The 23,884-nt window shown below is 39.6% G+C and carries 17 protein-coding genes, 1 tRNA gene and 2 pseudogenes; 13 read left to right on the top strand and 7 right to left on the bottom strand.

Annotation, left to right across the window (positions count from 1 at the left end):
- Positions 1–157: 157 nt before the first annotated feature.
- The 4 genes from H6G06_RS23695 to lipA form a co-directional block, all read right to left on the bottom strand.
- Entirely contained in the window at positions 158–613 is a 456-nt protein-coding gene (locus H6G06_RS23695) for a Fur family transcriptional regulator (protein WP_190564519.1), read from the bottom strand.
- Between the two features lie 155 nt (positions 614–768).
- Positions 769–2,019, bottom strand: coding sequence for an RNA polymerase sigma factor SigC (sigC, locus tag H6G06_RS23690; protein ID WP_190564518.1), 1,251 nt, complete (start codon positions 2,017–2,019; stop codon positions 769–771).
- Between the two features lie 583 nt (positions 2,020–2,602).
- The gene (locus H6G06_RS23685) at positions 2,603–3,547 is read right to left on the bottom strand and encodes an NAD(P)H-dependent glycerol-3-phosphate dehydrogenase (protein ID WP_190564517.1); all 945 of its coding nucleotides are present in this window, start codon (positions 3,545–3,547) and stop codon (positions 2,603–2,605) included.
- Between the two features lie 108 nt (positions 3,548–3,655).
- Positions 3,656–4,525, bottom strand: coding sequence for a lipoyl synthase (gene lipA, locus H6G06_RS23680; protein WP_190564516.1), 870 nt, complete (start codon positions 4,523–4,525; stop codon positions 3,656–3,658).
- A gap of 127 nt (positions 4,526–4,652) precedes the next feature.
- Here lipA and H6G06_RS23675 point away from each other — a divergent pair.
- The 10 genes and pseudogenes from H6G06_RS23675 to H6G06_RS23630 all read left to right on the top strand — a co-directional run bounded on the left by H6G06_RS23675 (position 4,653) and on the right by H6G06_RS23630 (position 14,306).
- A tRNA-Pro gene (locus H6G06_RS23675) sits at positions 4,653–4,726 on the top strand.
- A 128-nt stretch (positions 4,727–4,854) separates the two neighbouring features.
- Positions 4,855–5,268: pseudogene (locus H6G06_RS23670) on the top strand (type I restriction-modification enzyme R subunit C-terminal domain-containing protein); the annotation flags it as partial.
- A 9-nt stretch (positions 5,269–5,277) separates the two neighbouring features.
- Positions 5,278–5,727: a hypothetical protein gene (locus tag H6G06_RS23665; RefSeq protein ID WP_190564515.1), complete on the top strand. Its 450-nt coding sequence runs from the start codon at positions 5,278–5,280 to the stop codon at positions 5,725–5,727.
- Positions 5,727–6,410: a hypothetical protein gene (locus tag H6G06_RS23660; RefSeq protein WP_190564514.1), complete on the top strand. Its 684-nt coding sequence runs from the start codon at positions 5,727–5,729 to the stop codon at positions 6,408–6,410. Before H6G06_RS23665 ends, H6G06_RS23660 begins: the two co-directional genes overlap by 1 nt.
- A 207-nt stretch (positions 6,411–6,617) precedes the next feature.
- Complete coding sequence (locus H6G06_RS23655) at positions 6,618–6,815, top strand: type I restriction-modification system subunit M N-terminal domain-containing protein (RefSeq protein ID WP_242039834.1); 198 nt, start codon at positions 6,618–6,620, stop codon at positions 6,813–6,815.
- A 74-nt stretch (positions 6,816–6,889) separates the two neighbouring features.
- Complete coding sequence (locus tag H6G06_RS23650; RefSeq protein WP_190564513.1) at positions 6,890–8,056, top strand: pyridoxal phosphate-dependent aminotransferase; 1,167 nt, start codon at positions 6,890–6,892, stop codon at positions 8,054–8,056.
- An 89-nt stretch (positions 8,057–8,145) separates the two neighbouring features.
- On the top strand, positions 8,146–8,583 hold the full coding sequence (locus tag H6G06_RS23645; RefSeq protein WP_190564512.1) for a secondary thiamine-phosphate synthase enzyme YjbQ: 438 nt from the start codon (positions 8,146–8,148) through the stop codon (positions 8,581–8,583).
- A 117-nt stretch (positions 8,584–8,700) separates the two neighbouring features.
- Positions 8,701–10,695, top strand: a complete 1,995-nt coding sequence (locus tag H6G06_RS23640) for a sensor histidine kinase (protein WP_190564511.1) — start codon at positions 8,701–8,703, stop codon at positions 10,693–10,695.
- A gap of 101 nt (positions 10,696–10,796) precedes the next feature.
- On the top strand, positions 10,797–13,814 hold the full coding sequence (locus H6G06_RS23635; RefSeq protein WP_190564510.1) for a PAS domain S-box protein: 3,018 nt from the start codon (positions 10,797–10,799) through the stop codon (positions 13,812–13,814).
- Between the two features lie 114 nt (positions 13,815–13,928).
- Complete coding sequence (locus H6G06_RS23630; RefSeq protein WP_190564509.1) at positions 13,929–14,306, top strand: response regulator transcription factor; 378 nt, start codon at positions 13,929–13,931, stop codon at positions 14,304–14,306.
- 126 nt (positions 14,307–14,432) lie between these two features.
- On the opposite strand, the gene H6G06_RS23625 is transcribed toward H6G06_RS23630, so the two are convergent.
- Positions 14,433–15,113 (bottom strand): SDR family oxidoreductase, encoded by a 681-nt coding sequence (locus H6G06_RS23625; RefSeq protein ID WP_190564508.1) that lies wholly within the window; start codon positions 15,111–15,113, stop codon positions 14,433–14,435.
- Between the two features lie 379 nt (positions 15,114–15,492).
- Here H6G06_RS23625 and H6G06_RS23620 point away from each other — a divergent pair, with 379 nt between their 5' ends.
- The 3 genes from H6G06_RS23620 to H6G06_RS23610 all read left to right on the top strand — a co-directional run bounded on the left by H6G06_RS23620 (position 15,493) and on the right by H6G06_RS23610 (position 21,290).
- Positions 15,493–17,286 (top strand): WD40 repeat domain-containing protein, encoded by a 1,794-nt coding sequence (locus H6G06_RS23620; RefSeq protein WP_190564507.1) that lies wholly within the window; start codon positions 15,493–15,495, stop codon positions 17,284–17,286.
- Between the two features lie 99 nt (positions 17,287–17,385).
- Positions 17,386–17,946, top strand: a complete 561-nt coding sequence (locus H6G06_RS23615; protein ID WP_190564506.1) for a Uma2 family endonuclease — start codon at positions 17,386–17,388, stop codon at positions 17,944–17,946.
- 233 nt (positions 17,947–18,179) lie between these two features.
- On the top strand, positions 18,180–21,290 hold the full coding sequence (locus tag H6G06_RS23610) for a CHRD domain-containing protein (protein ID WP_190564505.1): 3,111 nt from the start codon (positions 18,180–18,182) through the stop codon (positions 21,288–21,290).
- Positions 21,291–21,323: 33 nt separating this feature from the next.
- Here H6G06_RS23610 and H6G06_RS23605 read toward each other — a convergent pair.
- Positions 21,324–21,647: pseudogene (locus H6G06_RS23605) on the bottom strand (IS4 family transposase); the annotation flags it as partial.
- A gap of 292 nt (positions 21,648–21,939) precedes the next feature.
- Positions 21,940–23,877, bottom strand: a complete 1,938-nt coding sequence (gene ftsH, locus H6G06_RS23600) for an ATP-dependent zinc metalloprotease FtsH (RefSeq protein ID WP_190564503.1) — start codon at positions 23,875–23,877, stop codon at positions 21,940–21,942.
- Positions 23,878–23,884 lie beyond the last annotated feature (7 nt).

Raw genomic sequence — 23,884 nt, 5'->3', positions numbered from 1 at the left:
GACAGGGTGGTTAGGAGATCAATTGATAATAAAACTCCCACGACAAAAGGGTTTTACTCGTGACTCGTGACTCCTGACTCCTGCTATATCTGATGGTTTAATCTGGCTTTCCTACCTACAGCACACTATGCGGACGCTTTGTGAGCCGTTCCAGGTGTTAAAGCGGCATTAATGCCCGTTGGCATTTGGGACAGACAGCATGAATAGTCAGTTGACAATCAAGGAGGTGAAATCCTTCTTTTTGGGCTGTTTTTGCGCCAATTTTCAAAATTGATTCGTTTTTGAACTCAATTGTAGTATTGCACTTGACACAAATAAGGTGGTGGTGATGATGGGGATAGGGCTGATTAATTTCATAGTGTTTATGTCCTTCACCTAGCTCTAGTTCCCGCAAGATGCCCATTCTGGCCATCAACTTTAAAGTCCTATAGATAGTTGATAGACTGATGCCTTCACCATCAGTTTCTAGGCGATGATAAAGATCCTCCGCACTTAAATGTTCACCCTGTGGAAGTTCTTGAAAAATATGTAGGATTGTTTCTCGTTGGGGAGTTAAACGCCAGCCCCGGTCGTTTAGTTCTGCCTTAAGTGAACCAGTTGTGTAGACAGTCATACTAAATTTTCTCAACAAAGCCTGTTAATTGAGAATATAACAAATATTGGGATCGATTTGCAACAATCATGACTTATTGACAATATTTATTAGTTGTCAGTTATCAGTTGTCAGTTGCTCACGAATTCCCAATTCCCAATTCCCAATCACCATTTCTAACTTAAAGATTCCAAATAGTCGCGGATGAGGTTACGGCGCTTGGGTTGGCGGAGCTTTTGCAATGCTTTGGATTCGATTTGTCGCACTCTTTCCCGTGATAAGTCTAAAGCGCGGCCAATTTCGGCTAATGAGTAAGGATGTCCATCGGATAAACCAAACCGCATCAGAATAACTTCACGTTCACGAGTGGTTAAATCTGCTAGTAAATTATGCAAATCTTTTTGTAAAGATTCCCGCATTAACATTTCTTCTGGGGTAACACTATCTGTTTCTAGCAATTCCCCTAACTCAGTATCTTTATCTTTTCCTACCTTGGTTTCTAAAGAAACAGAACGAGGGACACGTAACAACACTTCCCGGACTTGGGTAGGTGTCATGTCTAATTCAAGTGCTAGGTCTTCTAAAGTAGGAGTGCGACCTTGTTCTTGAGCAATTTTACGTTGTGCCTTTTTGATTTTGTTGAGCTTTTCTGTAATATGAACAGGAAGGCGAATTGTGCGGCTAGAGGTAGCGATCGCTCTGGTAATTCCTTGACGAATCCACCAATAAGCATAGGTACTAAAGCGATAACCCTTTGTGGGGTCAAATTTTTCTACGGCTCGTTCTAAACCGAGAGTACCTTCTTGAACTAGATCTAATAGTTCCAAGCCACGATTCTGATACTTTTTAGCCACAGACACGACAAGGCGCAAATTAGCCTTAATCATGTGTTCTTTGGCTTGAAGTCCTTGAGTTTGGATTTCATCCAATTCTGCCACTGTCAACTTGGCAGTTTCGGCCCAGCGACGTTTACCTTCTGATAAAGTGGGCTTGAGATCCGATAAGTTGATACCAGCTGTAGTAGCCCACCTTTCCAACGAGGGGCGATGTCCTAGTTCAGAGACTAAACGCTCTTGAACTTCAATTAATCGCAGATAAGGCACAATCACAGCGTCACCTTGCTTGGCTGCATTAGCAAGCACTATCCGCATCCGCAAATATCGCTGAACTCTTTGAGCTTCTGAAACTTCTTCATCCCGGCCTAGCAAACGTACCCGACCAATTTCTTGAAGGTATAAACGTACTAAGTCTGTACTGCGGCGGTTGTTGTTAGCAGCCAAGTTATGAGGATCGACAGAAGCTATTTCTATATCTTGCAGATCGTCTAGGGACAAATCACCCTCTTCAATATTCAGATCAGAGTTTAATGCTGCGCTAGACTTTTGGGAATCGTAGCCTGCATTTGTGTAGAAAGATGTTGCTGGCATAATGTCTTATTGTGAATGTACTAATAGATTACGGTCAGCTAAATTACGGTCAGCTAATGAACTGTTGCTATTGTTCCCGTAATTCACAATGAAATAACACAATTGAGCTTTGCAGTACAATTCTTTGCAAAAAAAGATTGTACTAGTTTGGTGGGGCTGTCTGAAAACTGTGTAGCGAACATAATTCGCTATTACACAAACAAACTTACCCTGCACGGACTAAAAAAATATGACTAGTATAAAATTAGATTTTCAAACAGATTGTTAGGGATACATTTTTACCGAAGTTCATCAATGACTGTAGTTTTTTGATTGAACTCATTGCCTTTTCCAGCTACAGCCTAGCTGGAAATAAGAATTTACCTAGTCAACAGGGAAATTTTGGGGAATAAAGAGTTACTTGTATAACTAAGCATAACAATATTCCTAGTAATTTTGCTGTTGATAAACTACATGGTTATCTTTACATGAGCAGGGAAGTATTTTCCTGACGATTTAACAATTTTTTTAGTGATTATTTGGCAATTAACCTGTGTGACTTACGGAATAATGCTGATAGACCAGCATAGGGCAAGCCATAACTTTATTGGTGATACTCTGGTTTGATATCTCTTAACATTAGTTCATCAAGAGCTTGTTGAGGTGTAACTTCAGTTTCAAGTAACCGATAAACTTGCTCAGTAATAGGGATAGTAATATTTTGTTGCTCGGATATTTGCATCAAAACTCGGCAGGTGTTCACTCCTTCAGCGGTTCCTGGTAAAGTAGCGAGAATTTCTGTCAGCGTTTTCCCACTAGCCAGCTGGTAGCCAACTTGGTAATTGCGACTTAAAGGGCTGTTGCAGGTCGCTAACAAATCTCCTAGACCGGATAAACCGTAAAATGTTTCCGGTTTTGCGCCAAAAGTTCTCCCAATACGAATTATTTCCGCTAACCCACGGGTTACTAAGGCTGCTTTGGCATTGGTTCCCAGATGTAAACCATCACAGACACCAGCTGCGATCGCCATCACGTTCTTGAGTGTACCACCTAGTTCTACACCTACCGGATCAGGGTTAGTATACACACGAAAACGACTAGAAGAAAAGACTTGTTGCACGATTTTTGCAGCAGCAGTATTTTTGCTGGCTACTACGGTAGCAGCTGGTAATGACTGTGCAATTTCTTCAGATAAATTAGGACCTGAAAGGACAACTACTGAATGATCTGGAAATTCTGTTTGCCAAATTTGCGATGGAGTGGAGGTAGTTTGAGGATCTAAGCCTTTTGTGGCTGTAACAAATATTGTCTCTGGAGACAAGGGGAAAGACTTGACTAATGAAGCTACATCTCTGACACCTTTCATGGAGATAGCAGACAGGACTATTTCCGCATCTTTTAACACTGTCTCCAAACTTAGTGTTCCCTGACGTGACCACAAATGCACCTGATGACCGTTTTCCCGCGCTAAATTTGCTAGAGTTGCACCCCAAGCACCTGCACCCAAAATAACAATAGATTTTGATTTCTCGATTTTGTCATTAGTCATTGGTCATTAGTCATTAGTCATTGGTAATTGGGTTATTAACCTCCCCCTGCTCCCCTGCTCCCCTGCTCCCCTGCTCTCTTCCCAGTCACCTGTCACCTGTCACCTGATCTATCTGGGGTAGCGTTTCATTAATTCTCTAACTTGTTCAGCATGATAGGAGCTTCTTGTCAATGGAGAAGAAACAACTTGTAAAAATCCGATTTCCTCACCATAAGCTTGCCAAGCTGCAAATTGTGCGGGAGTGATAAAATCAGCTACTTGCAGGTGTTTTTGACTGGGTTGGAGATATTGCCCAATGGTCAAAATATCACAATCTACTGCTCGCAAATCTTGCATGACTTGGCGAATTTCTGTATCAGTTTCACCTAAACCCACCATAATACCGGATTTGGTATATGTGCTGGGTGAAATTTGGCGAGTGCGTTGTAATAATTCCAGTGTCCGTTCATAGTTGCCTTGGGGACGTACTCGACGATACAAACGAGGTATGGTTTCTGTGTTGTGATTGAGTACCTCTGGTGCAGCTTGAAGAATGATTTCTAGAGCATTCCAATTTCCGCATAAATCAGGAATCAACACCTCTATTGTAGTGTTAGGTGAGACGCTGTGAACTTCGGTAATACACCGGACAAACTGAGATGCACCACCATCGGCTAAATCATCTCGGTTTACAGAAGTAATCACAACGTGATTAAGCTGCATTCGTCGGACTGCTTCTGCTAGTCGTGTGGGTTCGGTAGGATCTAGGGGTTGAGGTTTTTTCTCAAAGTCAATATCACAATAAGGACAAGCTCTGGTGCAAGCAGGTCCCATAATTAAAAATGTGGCGGTTCCGGCATTGAAGCACTCGCCAATATTGGGACATGATGCTTCTTCACAAACCGTATTCAGGGCTAAATCCCGCAAAATTTCTTTGACGTTACCGACGCGCTCCCATTGAGGCGCTTTTACCCGCAACCAGTCTGGTTTTACAGTCACAGTCTACTTTTACCATTGTTTAGTTATACAGATATAATCCTAGCAAGCAAAGTCATCTGTGGAAGATGAAAGATTTGTGATTTTGTGCTGGTTGTGGTATTATTAGTTTATATTGCCATTTTTGTGGCGGGATGTAGCGCAGTTTGGTAGCGCACTGCGTTCGGGACGCAGGGGCCGCTGGTTCGAATCCAGTCATCCCGATTTTTTTTGTCTATTAAGTAATTATACGCGTTGACAGATTGATTTCCGTGTTGCTAAATTGCCTGATCATTTTTGGTGGAATTGGCAGCTTTGGTATATTGGCTGTCTAGGGGGATAAGCTTTGATATTGGGTAGTTCCAGAAAAATGGGTAGAAATTATTGATTTGTTGGCAGATATTGGGATTGATTTTGATGAGTTAAAAGTAGTTACAAATTTTCCTGAAGCTGATCCTTTTGATTTATTATGTCATATTGCCTTTGATGCTCCAGTTTTGACTTACAAACAATCGGCTGAAAGGTTACGTCGTGGTAAGTCTGACTTTTTTGCACAATATGGGGAGGAAGCAAGGGCAATTTTAGAAATACTTTTAGATAAGTATGTAGAGAAGGGGGTTGAGGAGTTTAATATTCCCACGACTTTTAAGGCTAATCGGGAGTTTGATAATTATGGTAATGTGGTGAAAATTGCTCAAAGGTTTGGGGGTATTCAGGAGTTGAGGGACGCGGTGAACCAATTGCAAAGTTTACTTTATTCAGCATAAAGGATACTTATGGATATACAAGAATATGAAAATTTATATTTTCAAATTGAAGAAATAATTGATTACTATAAAATGGGATGGGTTCTACAAGAAGTAAATGATTCTATTCGTGAGGGTAAAATAGTCAGCATAGAAGGTAGATTAGAAAAGACAAAGCAAAAAAAAACTCCTAGAATCAAGAGAGAAGATTATTCTGCACAAGAAAAGTTATTGATATTATTAGAAGCTTTTGAAAGAGCAATTATAAATAGAGTTGACTTGGAAAAAGAATTGGGAAAATTCCTAATAGAAGAAATGTCAGATTCACGACTAGAAGCACAGATATTGTTTAGTTCAGACGATGAAAAAGAAGAAGTTCGTAAATTTATTTTTCCTTATGAATCTGCAAAACTACGTCAGCAAGAAGCTGAAGAATTACAAAATTTACTTAATTCTCTGCGCCTGGAGGTTCAAAAATAATGTCTGTTAATTCATCTAATTCATCTTTACTTCAAGGAATTAAAAGTAGAATAGGAAATTTAGTGAATCTAGGTTTTAGTAGTTCAACAGATTTATCAGATTTATACGAAGCTTATATTTTTAGTATTTTGATTAGAGCGGCTAAAAATGAAGGTGCAAATATCAGTTTTCAGAATCCCCTTGAACAAGAAGTTCAATCTTTAATTTTTCGTAGGAGTCCAGGGCAAATTTATGTAACAACACAACCTTATACTCATGCTGTAATAGAATTTGATAATAAACCTGTGTTAGAAGCTCATGTGGGTATCATGATTCAGGGACGATCACAAGTTGCTCATGAATGCGATTTATCTGTTATCTTACAAGAAGAGGCTAGAAACTGTAGAAATCTGGTCTATGAACCTAGACATACAAAAGTAATTATAGCCGTCGAATGCAAGCACTATACATCCAATTTACAATTACACTTGGGTAGGAGTTTTATAGGATTAGCTTCTGATTTGAATGTAAAAGAAGACATATATTTTATATCTAATAGAACTTCAGATAATATTGAAAAATTGCTGAGTAGTCATCGAAAGAAGTGGGAGCATAATATCATTCCTAGACAAGTAAATGAAATTCAACGATTAATGTACACTTTTCAACGAAATTTTAAAGATTTTAAAGCTAGGTATAATTAATTCAGGATGCCAAAACGCACTACCAAACAAAACGATAAACCCGTAACCACCGCCCAAAAACTAGGAAGCGTGGTAAAATCAGCGCGTGATATCATGCGGACAGATAAGTAAGTGGGCGTTAAAAAATATAATATAAACCTAACCCCCCAGCCCCCTTCCCTAGTAGGGAAGGGGGAGTCAAAGCCTCTCCCCTGGTAGGGGAGAGGTTTGGAGAGAGGTTTTATATTTAATTGTGCCAAGTTACTTAAAGGTCTAAATGGAGAATTAGACCGACTTCCCCAGTTGACTTGGATTATGTTCTTGAAATTGTTGGATGATTCCGAGAAACTGCATGAAGCAGAAGCAGAATTAGGGGGAATTGAGTATAAACCAACAATTAAACCGCCTCATCGCTGGCGTGATTAGGCTGCTAATAAAAATTTTACAAGCAACAAATTAAAAAGTTTCATCAACAATACTGCCTTCTTTACTTATTACTTATGAATAATAAATTATCTCGCATGAATGCGGTACAATCGCCAATTATTCCCGTAGTTGGCGAACTAATCAAAAACTCTCCCGGTACAATTTCTTTAGGACAGGGTGTAGTTCACTATAACCCACCAGCGGAAGCAATAGAACTATTACCAAAATTCCTCAACGACTCAACAAACAATCTTTACAAAGCCGTTGAAGGTATTCCCCCATTATTAACAGCATTAACAACCAAATTATCAACATTTAACGGCATTGAAATTAACGATAAAAATTGCATTGTTGTCACAGCCGGCAGCAATATGGGCTTTATGAATGCCATTTTAGCTATTACTTGCTCAGGTGATGAAATTATCTTAAATACTCCCTACTATTTCAATCATGAAATGGCAATTACAATGGCTGGTTGTCATCCTGTATTAGTAGGAACAGACGAAAAATATCAATTAATGCCTGAAGCTATAGCAGCAGCAATTACAAATAAAACTCGTGCTGTTGTCACAATTTCGCCTAACAATCCCACAGGTGTAGTATATTCAGAAGCAGCATTAAAACAAGTTAATGAAATTTGTCGGGAACGAGGTATTTATCATATTAGTGATGAGGCTTATGAATATTTTACTTACGATGGAGTAAAGCACATTTCACCCGGTGCATTTTCGGGAAGTAGTGAATATACAATTTCCCTTTATAGTCTTTCTAAAGCTTATGGTTTTGCTAGTTGGAGAATTGGCTATATGCTAATTCCTCAACATCTATTAAACGCTGTCAAAAAAGTGCAAGATACTATTTTGATTTGTCCCCCTGTGATTTCTCAGTATGCAGCATTGGGAGCATTACAAGCAAAAGAAGATTATTTAAGAGATAATATAAAAACAATTGCCCAAACTCGGAAAATAGTTATTGATGCACTCAACCAACTCCAAGGTTTATGTACTATCACATCCGCAAATGGTGCTTTTTACTTTTTCTTGAAAGTGCATACCCAAATGGATGCTTTGGAATTAGTGAAAAGATTGATTCAGGAACATCAAGTAGCAGTCATACCTGGTACAACCTTTGGGATGGAAGACGGTTGTTATCTGCGCGTTGCTTATGGTGCATTGCAACAAGATACAGCAAAAGCAGGGATAGAAAGATTAGTCAAAGGATTACAAATTATCTTATCATAACCGCAGATAGACGCGGATAAACACAGATAATATCGGCGTGCATCCGCGTGTATCTGCGGTTTAATATTGACAAATCCCCAACTCAAACCATGCCAATTATTCACAAATTACTGGAAATCACCACTGAACCAGGAATAAATATTCATAATATCACCCCACAAATCCAAGAATTTGTAGATACATCAGGAATTAACAACGGTCAGGTATTGGTATTTTCTCGGCATACCACAACTGCCTTAGCTATCAACGAAAATGAAGTTAGACTGTTGGAAGATGTCAAAGTATTTTTACAAAAATTAGCACCAGAAGGAGATAAATATTTACATAACGACTTGCATTTAAGAGATGTTCCTGAAGATGAACCTATCAATGCTCATTCTCATCTCATGGCAATGATGTTAACCACTAGTGAAGTAATTCCTATTGTTGATGGTAAGTTAGGATTAGGAACTTGGCAAGCTGTCTTATTTTTTGAATTAGATGGTGCGCGTAAAAGAACCATATTTTTACAACTCTCCGGGGAATAGATAAATAATACCAGGTTGCAAAAGGATCTGCCAAATTGTAACCTAAAAACCCAGATAAAATCCTGCTTTTACAATTTTTAATTACATTAATTAATTTTTATTAAAATAAGGTGTATCATGCCCACAGTTAACCTTAAAAAGATTCTTCACAAAAAGGAGTTGCTATCTCTGATTCAGGACTTAGTACATCAGTTTAGCATTGCCCTGGACATCGAACTAGTAGACGGCACAAAAGTGATGAGTTTTGGAGAGCAAACTTCAGAAAATAGATATCCAATTGAGGTGTCAGGAGAAATCATCGGTTGGGTAGTTGGGGAAAAACAAGCAATCATAGTGGCGAATTTGCTCTCAGTTCTAGGAAAACAGGAAGCAGAGAAAAAAGAACTCGCTAAAGAACTGTTAGAAAGATACCAGGAAATTGATTTATTTGAGGATATTTCGACTCAACTGACAACGAGTTTGAATACGCGACAGATTGCCCAACTCGTACTTCAGGAAATGAGTCAATTAATTGCATCGTCAGCAGGGATGATTCTGCTTCTTAATTCAGATGGAACAGTATTTGAAACTATTGCGGAATTTGGCGTGTTTTTTGACAGCAATCAGCCAGAACCTGGTAAGGGAATTATTGGTAGCATTGTGCAATCTGGTCGAGCAGAACTGATCAATGATGTGCAAACTGACCCGCGATTAGAGGAGCAGAAAAACGTTGGCGCTTTGATTTGTGTACCGTTGAAAGCGAAGGAAAGAATACTGGGAGCGATCGCTATTGGCACACAGAAAACGGACGTATACAAAGCTGAACACCTCAAGCTAGTGAGTATCTTTGCCACGCAAACCGCGATCGCTATTGAAAAAGCTTTACTTTACGAGCAAAGCACTCATGCCGCCACACAAGCACAAGCCCAAAACCAGAGACTTCAGCAAGCTCTCCGTGACTTGCAACTGGCACAAACCCAGTTAATTCAAAGCGAAAAAATGTCAAGTCTAGGGCAACTTGTGGCCGGAGTCGCTCACGAAATCAATAACCCACTGAACTTCATTTGTGGCAATTTAAGGTATGTTGCCGAATACGCCAAAGACCTATTACATTTGTTACAAGACTATCAGAAATTTTTACCTGTTGCTCCCCCAGCTTTGCAATCAGAGTTAGACAATATAGATTTGGAATTTATTATCCAGGATCTTCCCAAACTTCTGGATTCAATGAAGTTAGGTACTGATCGCATAGTAGAAATTGTCCAATCCCTGAAAAACTTCTCTCGTCATGACGAAGCCCAAATGAAACCTGTCAATATTCACGATGGTATTGATGGGACACTGATGATTCTTCACCATCGACTCAAAGCAGGTATTCACCGTCCAGCCATAGAAATCTCTAAAGACTATGCAAAACTTCCCCTGATTGAATGTTATCCCGGACAGTTGAACCAGGTATTTATGAACATCCTGTCAAATGCTGTTGATGCCTTGGAGGAAAAAATGGAACATCAAGAAATATCTACCTATACTCCTCAAATCACCATTCGCACTGAAATTCTTGAAAACGAGGGGGTGGTGGTTCGCATTACAGACAACGGACAGGGGATGAAGGAGGAGGTAATGCGACGGATGTATGATCCCTTCTTCACCACTAAAGAGGTAGGCAAAGGAACAGGGTTAGGTATGGCCATCAGCCACCAAATTGTTGTGGACAGGCATCGAGGACTTCTCAAGTGTCGTTCTCAACCGGGAGAAGGGACAGAATTCTGGATACAGATTCCGGTGAGTTGTGCAGAAGTGGCCAATTCTAAAGAGCAGAATGGCATGAATTTTGCCCCACAAGTAGAAACTGCACCACCAATTACCACTCCTGAATCATCTCCTACACCTGATGCCGATGGATTCATTTCTGCAACTATTCCTATACTCAAACCAACGGATTTACTAATCCGTCATGCTCAATTAATTCGGCGACTTTCACATCAAAATACAGAGGTTTTAGCTGAGTCTCCTGAGCAAATTTACCAGATGTTCTTACACTACCCAATTTCTTTAAAGCTTTACACCACTTTGTTATCTTGGTTCTATTGTCCTACGAAAATTGATGAGATAAAAGGTGATAGAGAATAGGAGGCAGAAGTTTGTTAAATTTGAATGTTGAATTTTGAATTCTGAATTTATTTTTCCCCCATTACGAATTACAAATTACGAATTACAAATTACAAATTATTATGTCCAACCAAATTGATAAATATAATCGTCAGCTATTTGAACAATGTCCAGTTGGTCTTTTACTTTGTCGAACAGATGGAACGCTGATTGATGTTAACCCTGCTTATGCTGCCATGTTGGGGCGTACTGTTTCCGAAACCTTGAATCTCAACCACTGGCAGATTACTTCTGAAAAATATGCTGCCAGCGAGCAAGCTATGGTAGAGAATTTAGCACCAACTGCTTGCTATGGACCTTATGAAAAGGAGTATATCCATAAAGACGGGCATCTAGTTCCGGTCAGGATTTCCGGAGTGATGATGGAAAAGGATGGCGATGCCGAAGGCGAGCGAAGCTATCGCCTACTCTGGTGTAGTGTCGAAAATTTGAGCAGTCTCCAACGCGCCCAACAAGAACGCCAAAATGCTCAAGCAACTCTCAAACAGAGCGAAGCACGATACCGATCTTTGGTGACAGCTACCACACAAATTGTCTGGGTATCTACACCAGAAGGAATTTGCTTTGAACTAGCAAGCTGGATCGCCTATACAGGTCAAAGTCTAGAGGAAGCCGCCAATGGAGGATGGATTAATGCCGTTCATCCTGAAGATCGCGGTCACACCGCTCAAGTCTGGGGAGCAGCTGTGGCTAACCGTACTCTCTATGAAGTTGAATACCGAATTCGTAGCAAAGACGGCTCTTACCGTCACTTCTTTGTTTGTGGTGCGCCTGTCTTAGCAGACGATGGCAGGATTCGGGAATGGATTGGTACTTGCACAGATATTCACGACCGCAAGTTAGCAGAGGCCGAAAATCACCGTCTCTTGGATATGTTAAATAATTCCAGTGATGCCCTCATTGTCCGTGACTTCACTGATTACATTACTCACTGGAGTCAAGGAGCAGAAAGGCTCTACGGCTGGACTGCTAACGAAGTGAAAAACCAAGCTATCAGTCACGACCTGTTAAAGACGGTCTTTCCTAAACCTCTAGAAGAAATCGAGGCAGAGTGTTGGCAACAAGGAATCTGGGAAGGTGAAGTACAACACACCACCCGCGATGGTCGATCAATTATTGTTCAGAGTCGCTGGACAGTGCAACGAGATTTATCTGGTCAACCATGTGCCACCTTAGAAATTAATACCGATATTACTGCTCGCAAACAAGCAGAAATTGCTTTGCGGGAACTGAATCAAGAACTAGAAGCCAGAGTTATAGAAAGGACAGCCGCCCTACAAAATACCCTAGCAGAAGCACAGGGTTTAAATGCTATTTTGGATAACTTAGCGGATGGCTTATTAGTAATAGACACTAGTGGACTGATCACTCACTTTAATCCTGCTTTTTTAGTCATGTATGGATTGACAACCAGCAGCATGAATGGACATTACCAGGAACTGCCCATCTCTGGTTTAGCAGATTTGGTGGAACGCACTCAAACCCATCCTGGAGAGGTCTTTGCGTCAGAAGTCCCACTGGCTAAGGAACGTATTGGCCAAGCAGTGGCCACCGCCGTCTTCAAAAGAACAGCAGACAAGGAACCCGCTACTTGTTTTGGTTCAGCACTGCTAATTCGGGATATCACGGCAGAAAAGGAAGTTGACAAGATGAAAACTGACTTCATCTCCACAGTTTCCCATGAGTTGCGAACACCATTGACTTCTGTCCTCGGTTTTGCCTCCATCATTAAAGAAAAGCTGGAAACCAGTGTTTTCCCCATGCTTTCTACCGAAGACCGCAAGCTTCAGAAAACCATTAAACGAGTAGCTGACAATCTCAACATTATTGTTGCGGAAGCAGAAAGGCTGACATCCTTGATTAACGATGTTTTAGATATCGCCAAAATGGAAGCAGGGAAGGTGGAATGGCAAATGCAGCCCCTCGATGCCAGCGAATTATTAGATTGGGCAAGCAATTCCACAGCAGCATTATTTGAAACCAATGGCTTGCAGTTGCTCAAAGAGATTGAACCCGGACTACCGCAGATAGTAGGCGATCGCAATCGACTGCTACAAGTCCTAATCAACCTGATTTCTAATGCCGTTAAATTTACCACATCTGGTTCTGTCACCTGTCGCGTCAAACAAGGGAAAGATGGTGTTTGCATCAGCGTCATTGATACAGGTGTTGGCATTGCACCAGAAGACCAACCGAAAGTGTTCGAGAAATTCCGGCAAGTTGGTGACACCCTCACCGATAAACCCAAAGGTACAGGGTTAGGACTACCCATTTGCAAACAAATCATCGATCATCACGGTGGTAGGATTTGGGTAGAGAGTGAACCGGGAAAAGGCAGCACATTCTCGTTTATTATTCCCACCGACCTCAGCGATATCCACCAAACAAGTTCTAATTTGAATCTGGATGCTCTGGTTAAACAACTCAAAGATCACGTCATCACCACAAACACTTTACAAAACGAAAACCACAAAACCATTTTGGTAGTTGATGATGATGTCAATATTCGAGAACTACTGCGTCAACAACTAGAAAACGAAGGTTACAACGTCCGGGAAGCAAAAGACGGCGTAGATGCAATTCATCAAATCAAAACACACCGTCCTGATCTGATTCTTTTAGATGTAATGATGCCCCAAATCAACGGGTTTGATGTGGCAGCCGTCCTCAAAAATGATCCTCAGACCGCAGATATTCCGATCATCATGTTATCAATTATTGAAAATAAGGAACGGGGCTATCACATTGGGATTGATCGCTATCTCACTAAACCCATTGATACAGAGCAACTCTTGCGCGAAATTGGCTCACTACTTTCCCAAGTTACTTCCAATAAAAAGGTATTGGTTGTTGATAAAAATGCTTCAACCTTAAAAACCATATCAGATGTACTACACACTCAAGGATACAGTGTGATTGAAGCTTCTGATCCGCAAGAATGTATTAATAAAGCCCTATCAATCAAACCTGACATGATCATCATTGATTCTATCCTCTCTCAAGAAGGTGACTTAGTGAAAGCCCTACGGTTTGAGAAGGAATTAGAGAATGTAGTTTTCATTATGTTATCTGATCGGTAATCGCGTAAACTGAAAATTAGTTACTCTTGCCTCTTAGAGATTGTTTGATACACCATGAGGGACTTTACAAACGTCCTCTTACACCGTCACCTGTCACCTGTCACCTAATTCCTTATGTCTCAAAAAATTCTCATTGTTGATGATGAACCTAATATTTTGATTTTGATGGAACAAGCCCTAGAAGAATTAGAAGACGAGGGAGTTGAACTCCTAACAGCCAGAAATGGAGAAGAGGCACTGGAAACCATCAAAACTGAAAAACCGAACCTAGTCTTTCTTGATGTCATGATGCCTAAAATGAATGGTCTGCAAGTCTGTCACATTGTTAAAAATGATTTACAAATGACTGATATCTACATAGTGATATTGACAGCTAAGGGACAGGAATTTGATAAACAAAAAGGAATTGAGGTAGGCGCAGACTTATATTTGACTAAACCATTCCGCCCCAAGGAGGTACTTGAAAAATCAAAGCAAGTATTAGGATTGTAAAGCTGACTATAGGTGACAGGGCAAGAAATTTTAGATTTTAGATTTTAGATTTTAGGTTGGAAGCCGCACAATACAATCCAAAATCCAAAATCCAAAATCCACAATTGAATCACCAATCACCAAAAACTAATCCAAATTAAACTCTACAAATTCTGGTAAACCTGGATAAATCATATTTCTATCTAATGCTGATAAGATCTGATTATTAGCATTAGTTGAATTTAAACACCGACAAACTAACTGGGCAACATCAGCACGATGAATACTACCCACTATACGCGGATCGGCGGTTAAAATGCCATTTCCTGTAGCGGGTTCTGATTTTAAACCACCAGGGCGAATAATTGTATAGTTGAGTCCACTATTAATTAAGTATTGTTCGGCTTGTTCTTTGAGAATTAAAACTGGTTTAAGTGCTTCTAAAGCTTGGGGAGGCATAGCAACTACACTATCACCGCTACCAATAGAAGTTACCAAAATAAACTTCTGCACTCCCGCTTTTACTGCGGCATCAATCAAATTTTTGTTACCAATAAAATCAGGCTTGACACTATCTGTAGGTAAACCACCAAGGGTACTGATGACAGCTTGAATAGGTTCATTTTCTAAAATTGCCCGTTCAACATCATCGATATTTAAAGCATCTCCTAAAACTGGATGAACGCCAATAACTTCTAATTCTTTAGCAGCAGTTTCTGTTCTCAGGAGTGCTTTAACTTTAATATTGTGCGCTATCAAATATTTAGCGATTTCTTGACCAACACCACGACTAGTCCCGGCTACAAAAATGTAAGATGTGGTTGACATATTTATTTTCTCAGATAGATGCTTTGGTTACACATCTAATTAATATATCCTGGTTTGCTCAATTTCAGAAATTATCTGACCAAAAATTTTGATTTATTGACATACACTCATTCTTTCCCATAACTGTTTCTCTAGAAACAGTAAGTTGTTTTCTGAGTTAGTTAGAATTTATGGAAATCATTTAAATCTCTATATCCTACTAAATGAGTTGTGCAAATAGCTAATGAATATTCAGAAGTATATTTACCATCAACATAAATATAATTTTGTATTCTATTAGACTGTAAAATTTACTTAATTTTTATTTAACTAGAATTGATTAAATTGTGTAATTGCTTTGGTATAAGTTACCTTAAGTATGCAAGACTGTGCCACTATCATGCAGATCGACTGGATTAGCTTACTAAAAGCTCAACAAACGGACTTCCTCCAACGGGTGAAAAAACCTAAGACAATTGATCTATCTCTCTTAGAAGGTCAAGTCAAAGGTTGTCACAGTGAAATTATGGTATTTGAAGGCGATTCATTGGCTAAAATTTTGGAATGTTCTCGTCAACAGGCGGAAATTCTGGCCAAAAATCCTCCCCCTATGCCTCCAGAATATCCTGAACCACCAGACTGGACAATTCCTTTTCCTATATATTTTCAAACTCAAGCAGAAGATTATCTTGTCCGTGAACAAATTGTAGATAAAGTAATCACAGAACGGCTAGGTAAATTAGTGAAAAAAGTGCCGCAAGACACTTTAGAAAATATGGTTTTGGATGATGAGGGAAATTTGCGTGGTGAAAGTAAGTTTAGTTATTGGTTGACTAATAATCCAAAGATAAGTATTCAAGTTCATGTAGCAGATGGAGAAAGTTTTAACGGAATTAAAAAAGACAAAATTCGCTGGTCTGTCACACAAGAAGATGTGAAAAACCACCAAGTTTTAATTTTTCTGTGTTTGTTCTATCCAGGAAATACTAAATTAGGATACCAGAAACAAACTGTTATCACTGGTTTTTTACCTACCAGTCAATTAGGATTTTTTGAACCAAAGCTGTATGTTCACCCTAGTAGCTTATTGTATGCGGGGGGATTAAATTGGTATTTACAATCCCTAGACGGAAAGCAATATGATCTACCTCCCGACGAGGATAAAATGGTGGCTGAAATAATTCAAACATTGCCATCAGAACATCCGCAAAAAAATATCATTGGAGATTGGGAATGTTGGCAAACATTAAAGGCACACACTAGAGGAATTAACTGTTTAGCCTATTCTATAAAGGCTTTGATGGTGAATGAATTTGGTGGTGATCATGTAAAAACTATCCCAATTTTAGCTAGTGGTAGTCGTGGGGAGACAAAATTATGGGATTTAGCTAAAGGTCAATTAATTGAGACATTATCAGAATCTCCTTGGTCTATGTCTGGGGTGGTAGATGAAGTTAATTCTTTGGCTTTTAGCACAGATGGACAAACTTTAGTTAGTGTTGGTGCAGATGCCACAATTAAAATTTGGCATACTGGGGCATTGGATTTAATTGATATTCTGCATACCCATCATGGAAATGTACGTTGTGTGGCATTTACTCCAGATGGTAAGATGTTAGCAACTGGTGGAGATGACAGAAAAATCTTGTTTTGGAGTTTACGCGATCGCCAAGTAGAAAATACCTTATGTTTAGATGATACCGCAGCCCATTCAATGGTATTAAGTCAAGATGGTAAAATTTTGATTACAGGCAGCTATCGTAAAATCAAAGTTTGGCGGTTAACATCTTCACTAAATAAGAAAAATCAGCAAGACATTAAACTAATACATACGCTGATGGGTCATTCTCATATTGTTAATTCTTTGGCAATTAGTGCTAATGCTAAATTTTTGGTGAGTGGTAGTCAAGATAAAACTCTAAGAGTTTGGAATTTAGTAACTGGGGAATTAATTCACACTCTTAAAAGTCATAGAGATAAAGTTTATGCAGTTGCCCTTAGTCCTAATGAACAAATTATAGCTAGTGGCAGTGCTGATAAAACTATCAAATTGTGGCATTTGGAAACGGGGGAATTATTAGGAACTTTTACAGGTCATGCTAACACTGTGACAGCTTTAGTATTTACGGCATCTGGAGAAATGTTAGTCAGTGGCAGTTCGGATAAAACTATTAAAATTTGGCAACGGAGTTAATATTACTCATATCACTAGATCCCCGATTTCTCAAAGAAGTCGGGGATCTTATTATTCAAGAATGATTTAAAATCGGTGTATACTTTCTCATAACCGAATATGACTATAGCTAACGCTCGCCAAATTAAACTAGATGAGTTTTTGAAACTACCAGAAACTAAGCCAGCATCAGAATTTATTAACGGAGAAATAACACAAAAACCTATGCCACAGGGTGAACACAGCTTACTTCAGGCTAATTTAATTGAAGTTATCAATGCCAAAGCCAGAACTCAAAAAATAGCTTATGCTTTCCCAGAACTACGCTGTACTTTTGGTGGTGATACAATTGTGCCTGATATAGCGGTGTTCCGCTGGGAAAGAATCCCTAAAACTGCATCAGGGAAAATCAGTAACCGCTTTGAAATTCATCCTGACTGGGTAATTGAAATTCTGTCTCCAGAGCAACAACAAAAAAAGGTGCTAACTAAATTATTGCATTGTTCCCGCAATGGTACAGAATTAGGATGGTTGATGAACCCAGATGAAGAAAGTGTATTAGCTGTGTTTCCTGAACAAAAAGTGGAATTATATGAAAGTGATGATAAATTACCGATCCTGACAGGTATAGACTTGGAACTAACAGTCACAGAAGTTTTTAGCTGGTTAAGCTTTGGTTAAGCTCAGACATTGCCAAAAATCCCTGGTAAACCTAGTAAATTTTTTAGGGTTGCAGATTTTTAAAATAACTTTTATACTTCGATAGGATGGATAGATAAAATTCTATCCTTATTTTTTGGGTAAATGTCTATTTACTCTTTTAACTGAAAGATATCACTTGGGGATAAAAAAGAAGATTTTGATATTAAGGGAATATCAAAACATTTACAGTTTGAAAAAAATCAGTATCTACAATGAATCAATCACCAATTCTTAATAATCCCCTTTCAGACCAAAATGCTAAAGCAAATTCTGCTTTTAGATATACGGTTGCTAACAATATTTTCTCAGATCCAGATGCAATTAATCCCTTTGAAGATATAGTTGTCTTTGGTGATAGCCTTTCTGATACAGGGAATCTCTATCAAGCTTCAGGTAATACATTTCCACCTCCACCCTATTACCAAGGGCGTTTTTCCAATGGACCAGTTTGGATAGATTACCTTAGGGATAATCTCAATTTTAGTGATGAATCAGTAAAAAACTTCGCTTTTGGTGGAGCAAATACAGGATTAAATAACGTTTTTGGAGGTTATACAGTACCAGGATTACTAACAGAAATTGAGCAATTTAAAACGCTTAATGCTAATACTCCTGTTAGTGAAGATACACTGTATTTCATCTGGGCTGGTGCTAACGATTTCCTTAATCCTCCGGCTGATCCTTTTCAAGCTGTGACTGATGCAGTGACGAATATTAGTAATGCGATCGCGACATTAAGCAGTTTAGGTGGAAAGGAATTTGTTGTTGCTAACTTAACAGATTTAGGTGCTACACCTTTAAGCATTGAGAATAATAATTCAGCCAATGGTAGAGCCATTTCTCTTGCTTTTAACAATGCTTTAAGTCAAGCCTTAGATAATCTGGAAATCGGACTCAACATTGATACATCTTTAGTAGACATCTTCGGTTTGAATGATGCAGTTCAAGCCAATCCAGAAGATTACAACTTCACTAATCTTACCCAACCTCTGATTAATGCAACTGGTGATGTTAATCCTGATGAATATGCGTTTTGGGACAGAGTTCACCCCAGTACAAGACTGCATCAATTAGTTTCTGAAAGATTTGCAGATACACTAATAAATGAAGGAATTATTGCTGATAGAATTAAATATTCAGCAACCTTAGCTGATGGTAGTTCACTACCAGATTGGTTAAAATTCAATGAGATAACTCGAACCTTTACTGGTACTCCCACAGGTGAAAATGTAGGTCAACTAGATGTAAAAGTGATTGCTACAGATAAAGAAGGTTTGACAGCCACAGATATCTTCTCTCTGCAAATACAAGGAATAAACATTTCCACATCCGAAGGAAATGGCGGGATTAACACCAAAGCCTTTACAGTTTTCCTGGACGAAGCAAGCACCGAATCTGTCACCGTTAATTATCAAACTATCCCCATTACCGCTACTCCCGTCAGCGATACCACCAAAGAAGTATTTGAAGCGATTTTAGAAGGTAGTCAACAAGTTCCAGGAGTTACCACCACCGCTACTGGTGTAGCTAGTGCAGAACTGGATACAGAAGCTGCAACCTTCACATATAGATTAGAAGTCACCGGACTGGACTTTAACAATCAAACAGCTACAACTGACGATGACGTAACCTTGGCACACATTCACAATGCTGCTAGAGGTGCAAACGGTCCCGTAGATTTTGACATCCTCGCAGATGACGATAAACAAATCACCGTTGAAAACGGTAAAACCATCATCACAGGAATTTGGGAAGCCAGCGAAGGGCTAACTGCTGAAGAGATTGAAACCCTAAAATCAGCCGCTACAGGTACAGATACACCTTACTACTTCAACATCCACACCACAACAAATCCTGGTGGAGAATTGCGAGGACAAATTATTAATGAAACACCTGTTTTTGTCCCCACCAAAGAAGTATTTGAAGCGATTTTAGAAGGTAGTCAACAAGTTCCAGGAATTACCACCACCGCTACTGGTGTAGCTAGTGCAGAACTGGATACAGAAGCTGCAACCTTCACATATAGATTAGAAGTCACCGGACTGGACTTTAACAATCAAACAGCTACAACTGACGATGACGTAACCTTGGCACACATTCACAATGCTGCTAGAGGTGCAAACGGTCCCGTAGATTTTGACATCCTCGCAGATGACGATAAACAAATCACCGTTGAAAATGGTAAAACCATCATCACAGGAATTTGGGAAGCAAGTGAAGGACTAACTGCTGAAGAGATTGAAACCTTAAAATCAGCCGCTACAGGTGCAGATACACCTTACTACTTCAACATCCACACCACAGCAAATCCTGGTGGAGAATTGCGAGGACAAATAGTTAGTACCACACCTGATTATGTCTCCACATCTGGAACTCTAACTTTTGCACCAGGAGAAACTAACAAAACGGTTGAAGTGATTATTGTTGGAGATACTCAGATTGAAGCTGATGATACTTTCAAAATAGTTTTATCTGATGTTAATGATAGTTCTCTAATTTTAGGAGAACAATTAGTCACTATTCTGAACGATGATCAACCACCTGCACAACTAATATTTGGTACTCCCAATAGTGAAGAACTCAACCCAAAATCAGGACAAACATTATTTGCAGGTGGTGGAGGCGATACTATAAATGCCACAAATAATAACAACATCTTTGCAGGTGATGGTAATGATTTGGTCACAGTTAATAGTGACTCTTTCGTTTCCGCAGGAGATGGTGATGATACCGTCATCGTTGGTGTAGATGGACCTGCTCACAAAACCATCGTTAATGGTGGTAGAGGTGAAGATCAGTTATTTGTAGCTGAAGCTGATGCAACTAACATTATGTTCGGAGCAGCAGACGCAGATGAACTAACAGTAATTGAAGGTTCAAATCAATTATTATTTGGTGGTTCAGGTGACGACAATATCACCAGTAAAGGTAGCAATAACCGGCTTTTTGGTGGTTCTGGAAATGACAAATTAGTTTCCAACTTGAATGATTTGCTATCTGCTGGTGACGGTAATGATGCCCTTTTTGCTGGAGAACAAGGAGGTAATAAACTTACAGGTGGTGCTGGTGCTGATCAGTTTTGGGTGGCTAATGGTAGTTTACCAACCAGCAAAAACACCGTTACAGATTTCACAATTGGAGTTGATAAAATCGGCTTTGGTGGTGTTGGAATCCTTAACTTTGGTCAAGTAATCAAAGAACAAATGGGATCTGATACCTTGCTGAAAATTAACACTACAGAAATCGTTTTGTTAGTAGGAATTAATGCTAACAGTCTCACAGCAAATGATTTTGCTTTTTCTGCCAGTGTAGTTTCAATATAACAGTCAGTAGGGGTTTAGCAATGCTCATTGGTGTCAACTTAAAGGAACTGATTGCCAAATTAGTTGACTAATCTGTTCTGTCGCTCGGTGTCGTTTCCTGGTAGCTTTAACCAAGCCAAATAATTTGGCTCGTTCAACTAAATAGGTGACGACATCGGGGTTTTCTCCCCTAGCGACCGCTTTGGCAACATAATATAGACTCCTAAACACCATTTCGACTGAGATTTTCTCTTTTGGTTGGTTAAGGGCGCTCGCTACTTCTGAAACTAATTGATTCAATACCGAATAAAAAATTAAAGTCCCAAGAATTTGAATTTGGACACCATTAGTATGTCCTACCCAAAGGTAAGCTAATCCGTAAGGATTCAGGTCTAAATTTGAGGGATTAAATCCGGGGTCTGCATATTAGGATTAACCATAGCTTTAACCCACATTCCGCACCCTGAACTGTCACAGAGGAAAATTACAGACCGAAAAAATCCAAGTGAGCATACAAACAAACATATAGAGTGAAAAAAGGCATTTGAGAAACAGTAAATCATGACTTCCCGAAGGGTGTCATGGATATCCTGATTCAGACAATTCCAATTAATTAAAAATCCCAAAAAATAAGGGTTTAGCATTGCTAAACCCCTACATTTATCGAACACTAAACCAAAAGCGTTTGCAACAAAGGTTTATCAGCATCTAACTTACCAGTTCTCAACCATTCAGCCATTTCATCTGGTGCTTTGGCTTGAGTTAGCTTTTCGCGTAAATAACTACCTTCAAGAATTTCTTTGTGCAACAATTCCTGGGCAATTTCTTCTAGTAAATCGCGGTTATTGTGCAGGATACTTAAAGCAATGTGATGAGCATTATCGACAATTTCCTTCACCTCACGGTCAATTTCTTCCGTCATTTGGGGACTAATTGTACGCCTGGGATTTCCATAACCTTCAATAAATTGCTGTTGAACTTTTTCAAAAGCAACAGGACCTAATTTATTGCTCATGCCATAAATTGTAATCGCCCTTTCTGCTAAATCAGTTACTTTTTGAATATCGTCAGAAGCACCAGTAGAAACTTTACCAAATACAATTTCTTCGGAAGAACGTCCACCTAATAAAGTGGCAATACGTCCACGAATTTCATCTTCTACCATTAAAAAACGGTCTTCTTCGGGCATTTGAATTGTATAACCCAAAGCACCGACACCACGAGGAACAACAGAAATTTTCTCAACTTTACCTGCTCCAGGCATTAAAGCACCGATGATAGCGTGTCCCACTTCGTGATAAGCAACGGTCTTTTTCTCGATTTCATTTAACACACGAGAACGTTTTTCTAGACCTGCAATTAAACGTTCAATGGCTTCATTAAAATCTGCCATGAGTACAGCTTGACGATTATTTCTGGCTGCTAACAAAGCGGCCTCATTAACTAAGTTAGCTAAATCTGCACCTGCAAAACCTGGTGTGCGAGTAGCAATAATTCCTAAATCCACATCTTCGGCTAATTTGACATTTCTAGCGTGAACTTTGAGAATTGCTTCTCGACCGATTTTATCAGGTCTATCGACTACAATTTGACGGTCAAAACGGCCGGGACGACGTAAAGCGGGATCAAGAACTTCGGGACGGTTGGTAGCAGCGATGATTATTACACCTGTGTTAGCGTCAAAACCATCCATTTCGGTGAGTAATTGGTTGAGGGTTTGTTCTCGTTCATCGTTACCACCGACGAAACCACCAGGACCACCGCGAGATTTACCTAAAGCGTCTAATTCATCAATGAAGACGATACAGGGTGCTTGTTGTTTAGCTTGTTCAAATAAATCGCGGACTCGCGCAGCACCGACACCAACGAATAATTCGATAAATTCAGAACCGGAAATACTGAAGAAAGGAACACCAGCTTCACCAGCAATAGCTTTTGCTAGTAATGTTTTACCAGTTCCTGGAGGACCGACTAACAGCACACCTTTGGGAATTTTTGCCCCTAAGGTGGTGTATTTGGTCGCATTCTTGAGAAAATCAACAATTTCTTCTAATTCTGCTTTTGCTTCATCCACACCTGCTACATCCAGGAATTTTACCCCAGTGCTACCTTCAGAATAAATCCTCGCTTTGCTTTTACCCACTGTCAATGCTGCGGGACCACCAGCTTGACGACTCATTAAAAAAGCCCAAATTCCGAAGAAAATTAACGGGGGAGCTACCCAACTTAATACAGTACCAATCCAGGCGTTTTCGGCTGGTGGTAGTGCTGCAAATTCGACATTATTCTCACGGAGAATTTTCGGTAAATCTAAGTCAATGGCTACAGGTGTAGTTTTAAATACCTGTTCAACGCTTTTACCTTCAGGGGCTTGGGTTTTGATAGAATATTCAATGCGATCGCTCCCCACAATCGCTTTCTCTACTTTACCGGCTTGGACTTGAGCAATAAAATCACTATAGGGAACTTGTGGCAATCGTGGTCCAAAAATACTGGGAACGATCAGATTCAGCAGCAACAACAAAGTCAGTAAAATTAAAAAACTGCCACCAAACTGCCGGATCTTCGGCGTTTTCATCTGGTTATTATTATTAGTTTCTACAGGCATTTTCATT

It is taken from the genome of Anabaena sphaerica FACHB-251 (genome assembly GCF_014696825.1).
In the GTDB taxonomy this organism is placed as follows: Bacteria; Cyanobacteriota; Cyanobacteriia; order Cyanobacteriales; family Nostocaceae; genus RDYJ01.
This window is presented reverse-complemented; position numbering and strand designations above follow the sequence as displayed.

What these genes read in the sequence shown, in the direction of transcription:
- H6G06_RS23695 (WP_190564519.1), bottom strand. Translation starts at nt 613, where the DNA reads ATGACTGTCTACACAACTGGTTCACTTAAGGCAGAACTAAACGACCGG.
- sigC (WP_190564518.1), bottom strand. Translation starts at nt 2,019, where the DNA reads ATGCCAGCAACATCTTTCTACACAAATGCAGGCTACGATTCCCAAAAG.
- H6G06_RS23685 (WP_190564517.1), bottom strand. Translation starts at nt 3,547, where the DNA reads ATGACTAATGACAAAATCGAGAAATCAAAATCTATTGTTATTTTGGGT.
- H6G06_RS23665 (WP_190564515.1), top strand. Translation starts at nt 5,278, where the DNA reads ATGGATATACAAGAATATGAAAATTTATATTTTCAAATTGAAGAAATA.
- H6G06_RS23660 (WP_190564514.1), top strand. Translation starts at nt 5,727, where the DNA reads ATGTCTGTTAATTCATCTAATTCATCTTTACTTCAAGGAATTAAAAGT.
- H6G06_RS23650 (WP_190564513.1), top strand. Translation starts at nt 6,890, where the DNA reads ATGAATAATAAATTATCTCGCATGAATGCGGTACAATCGCCAATTATT.
- H6G06_RS23645 (WP_190564512.1), top strand. Translation starts at nt 8,146, where the DNA reads ATGCCAATTATTCACAAATTACTGGAAATCACCACTGAACCAGGAATA.
- H6G06_RS23640 (WP_190564511.1), top strand. Translation starts at nt 8,701, where the DNA reads ATGCCCACAGTTAACCTTAAAAAGATTCTTCACAAAAAGGAGTTGCTA.
- H6G06_RS23635 (WP_190564510.1), top strand. Translation starts at nt 10,797, where the DNA reads ATGTCCAACCAAATTGATAAATATAATCGTCAGCTATTTGAACAATGT.
- H6G06_RS23630 (WP_190564509.1), top strand. Translation starts at nt 13,929, where the DNA reads ATGTCTCAAAAAATTCTCATTGTTGATGATGAACCTAATATTTTGATT.
- H6G06_RS23625 (WP_190564508.1), bottom strand. Translation starts at nt 15,113, where the DNA reads ATGTCAACCACATCTTACATTTTTGTAGCCGGGACTAGTCGTGGTGTT.
- H6G06_RS23620 (WP_190564507.1), top strand. Translation starts at nt 15,493, where the DNA reads ATGCAGATCGACTGGATTAGCTTACTAAAAGCTCAACAAACGGACTTC.
- H6G06_RS23615 (WP_190564506.1), top strand. Translation starts at nt 17,386, where the DNA reads ATGACTATAGCTAACGCTCGCCAAATTAAACTAGATGAGTTTTTGAAA.
- H6G06_RS23610 (WP_190564505.1), top strand. Translation starts at nt 18,180, where the DNA reads ATGAATCAATCACCAATTCTTAATAATCCCCTTTCAGACCAAAATGCT.
- ftsH (WP_190564503.1), bottom strand. Translation starts at nt 23,877, where the DNA reads ATGCCTGTAGAAACTAATAATAATAACCAGATGAAAACGCCGAAGATC.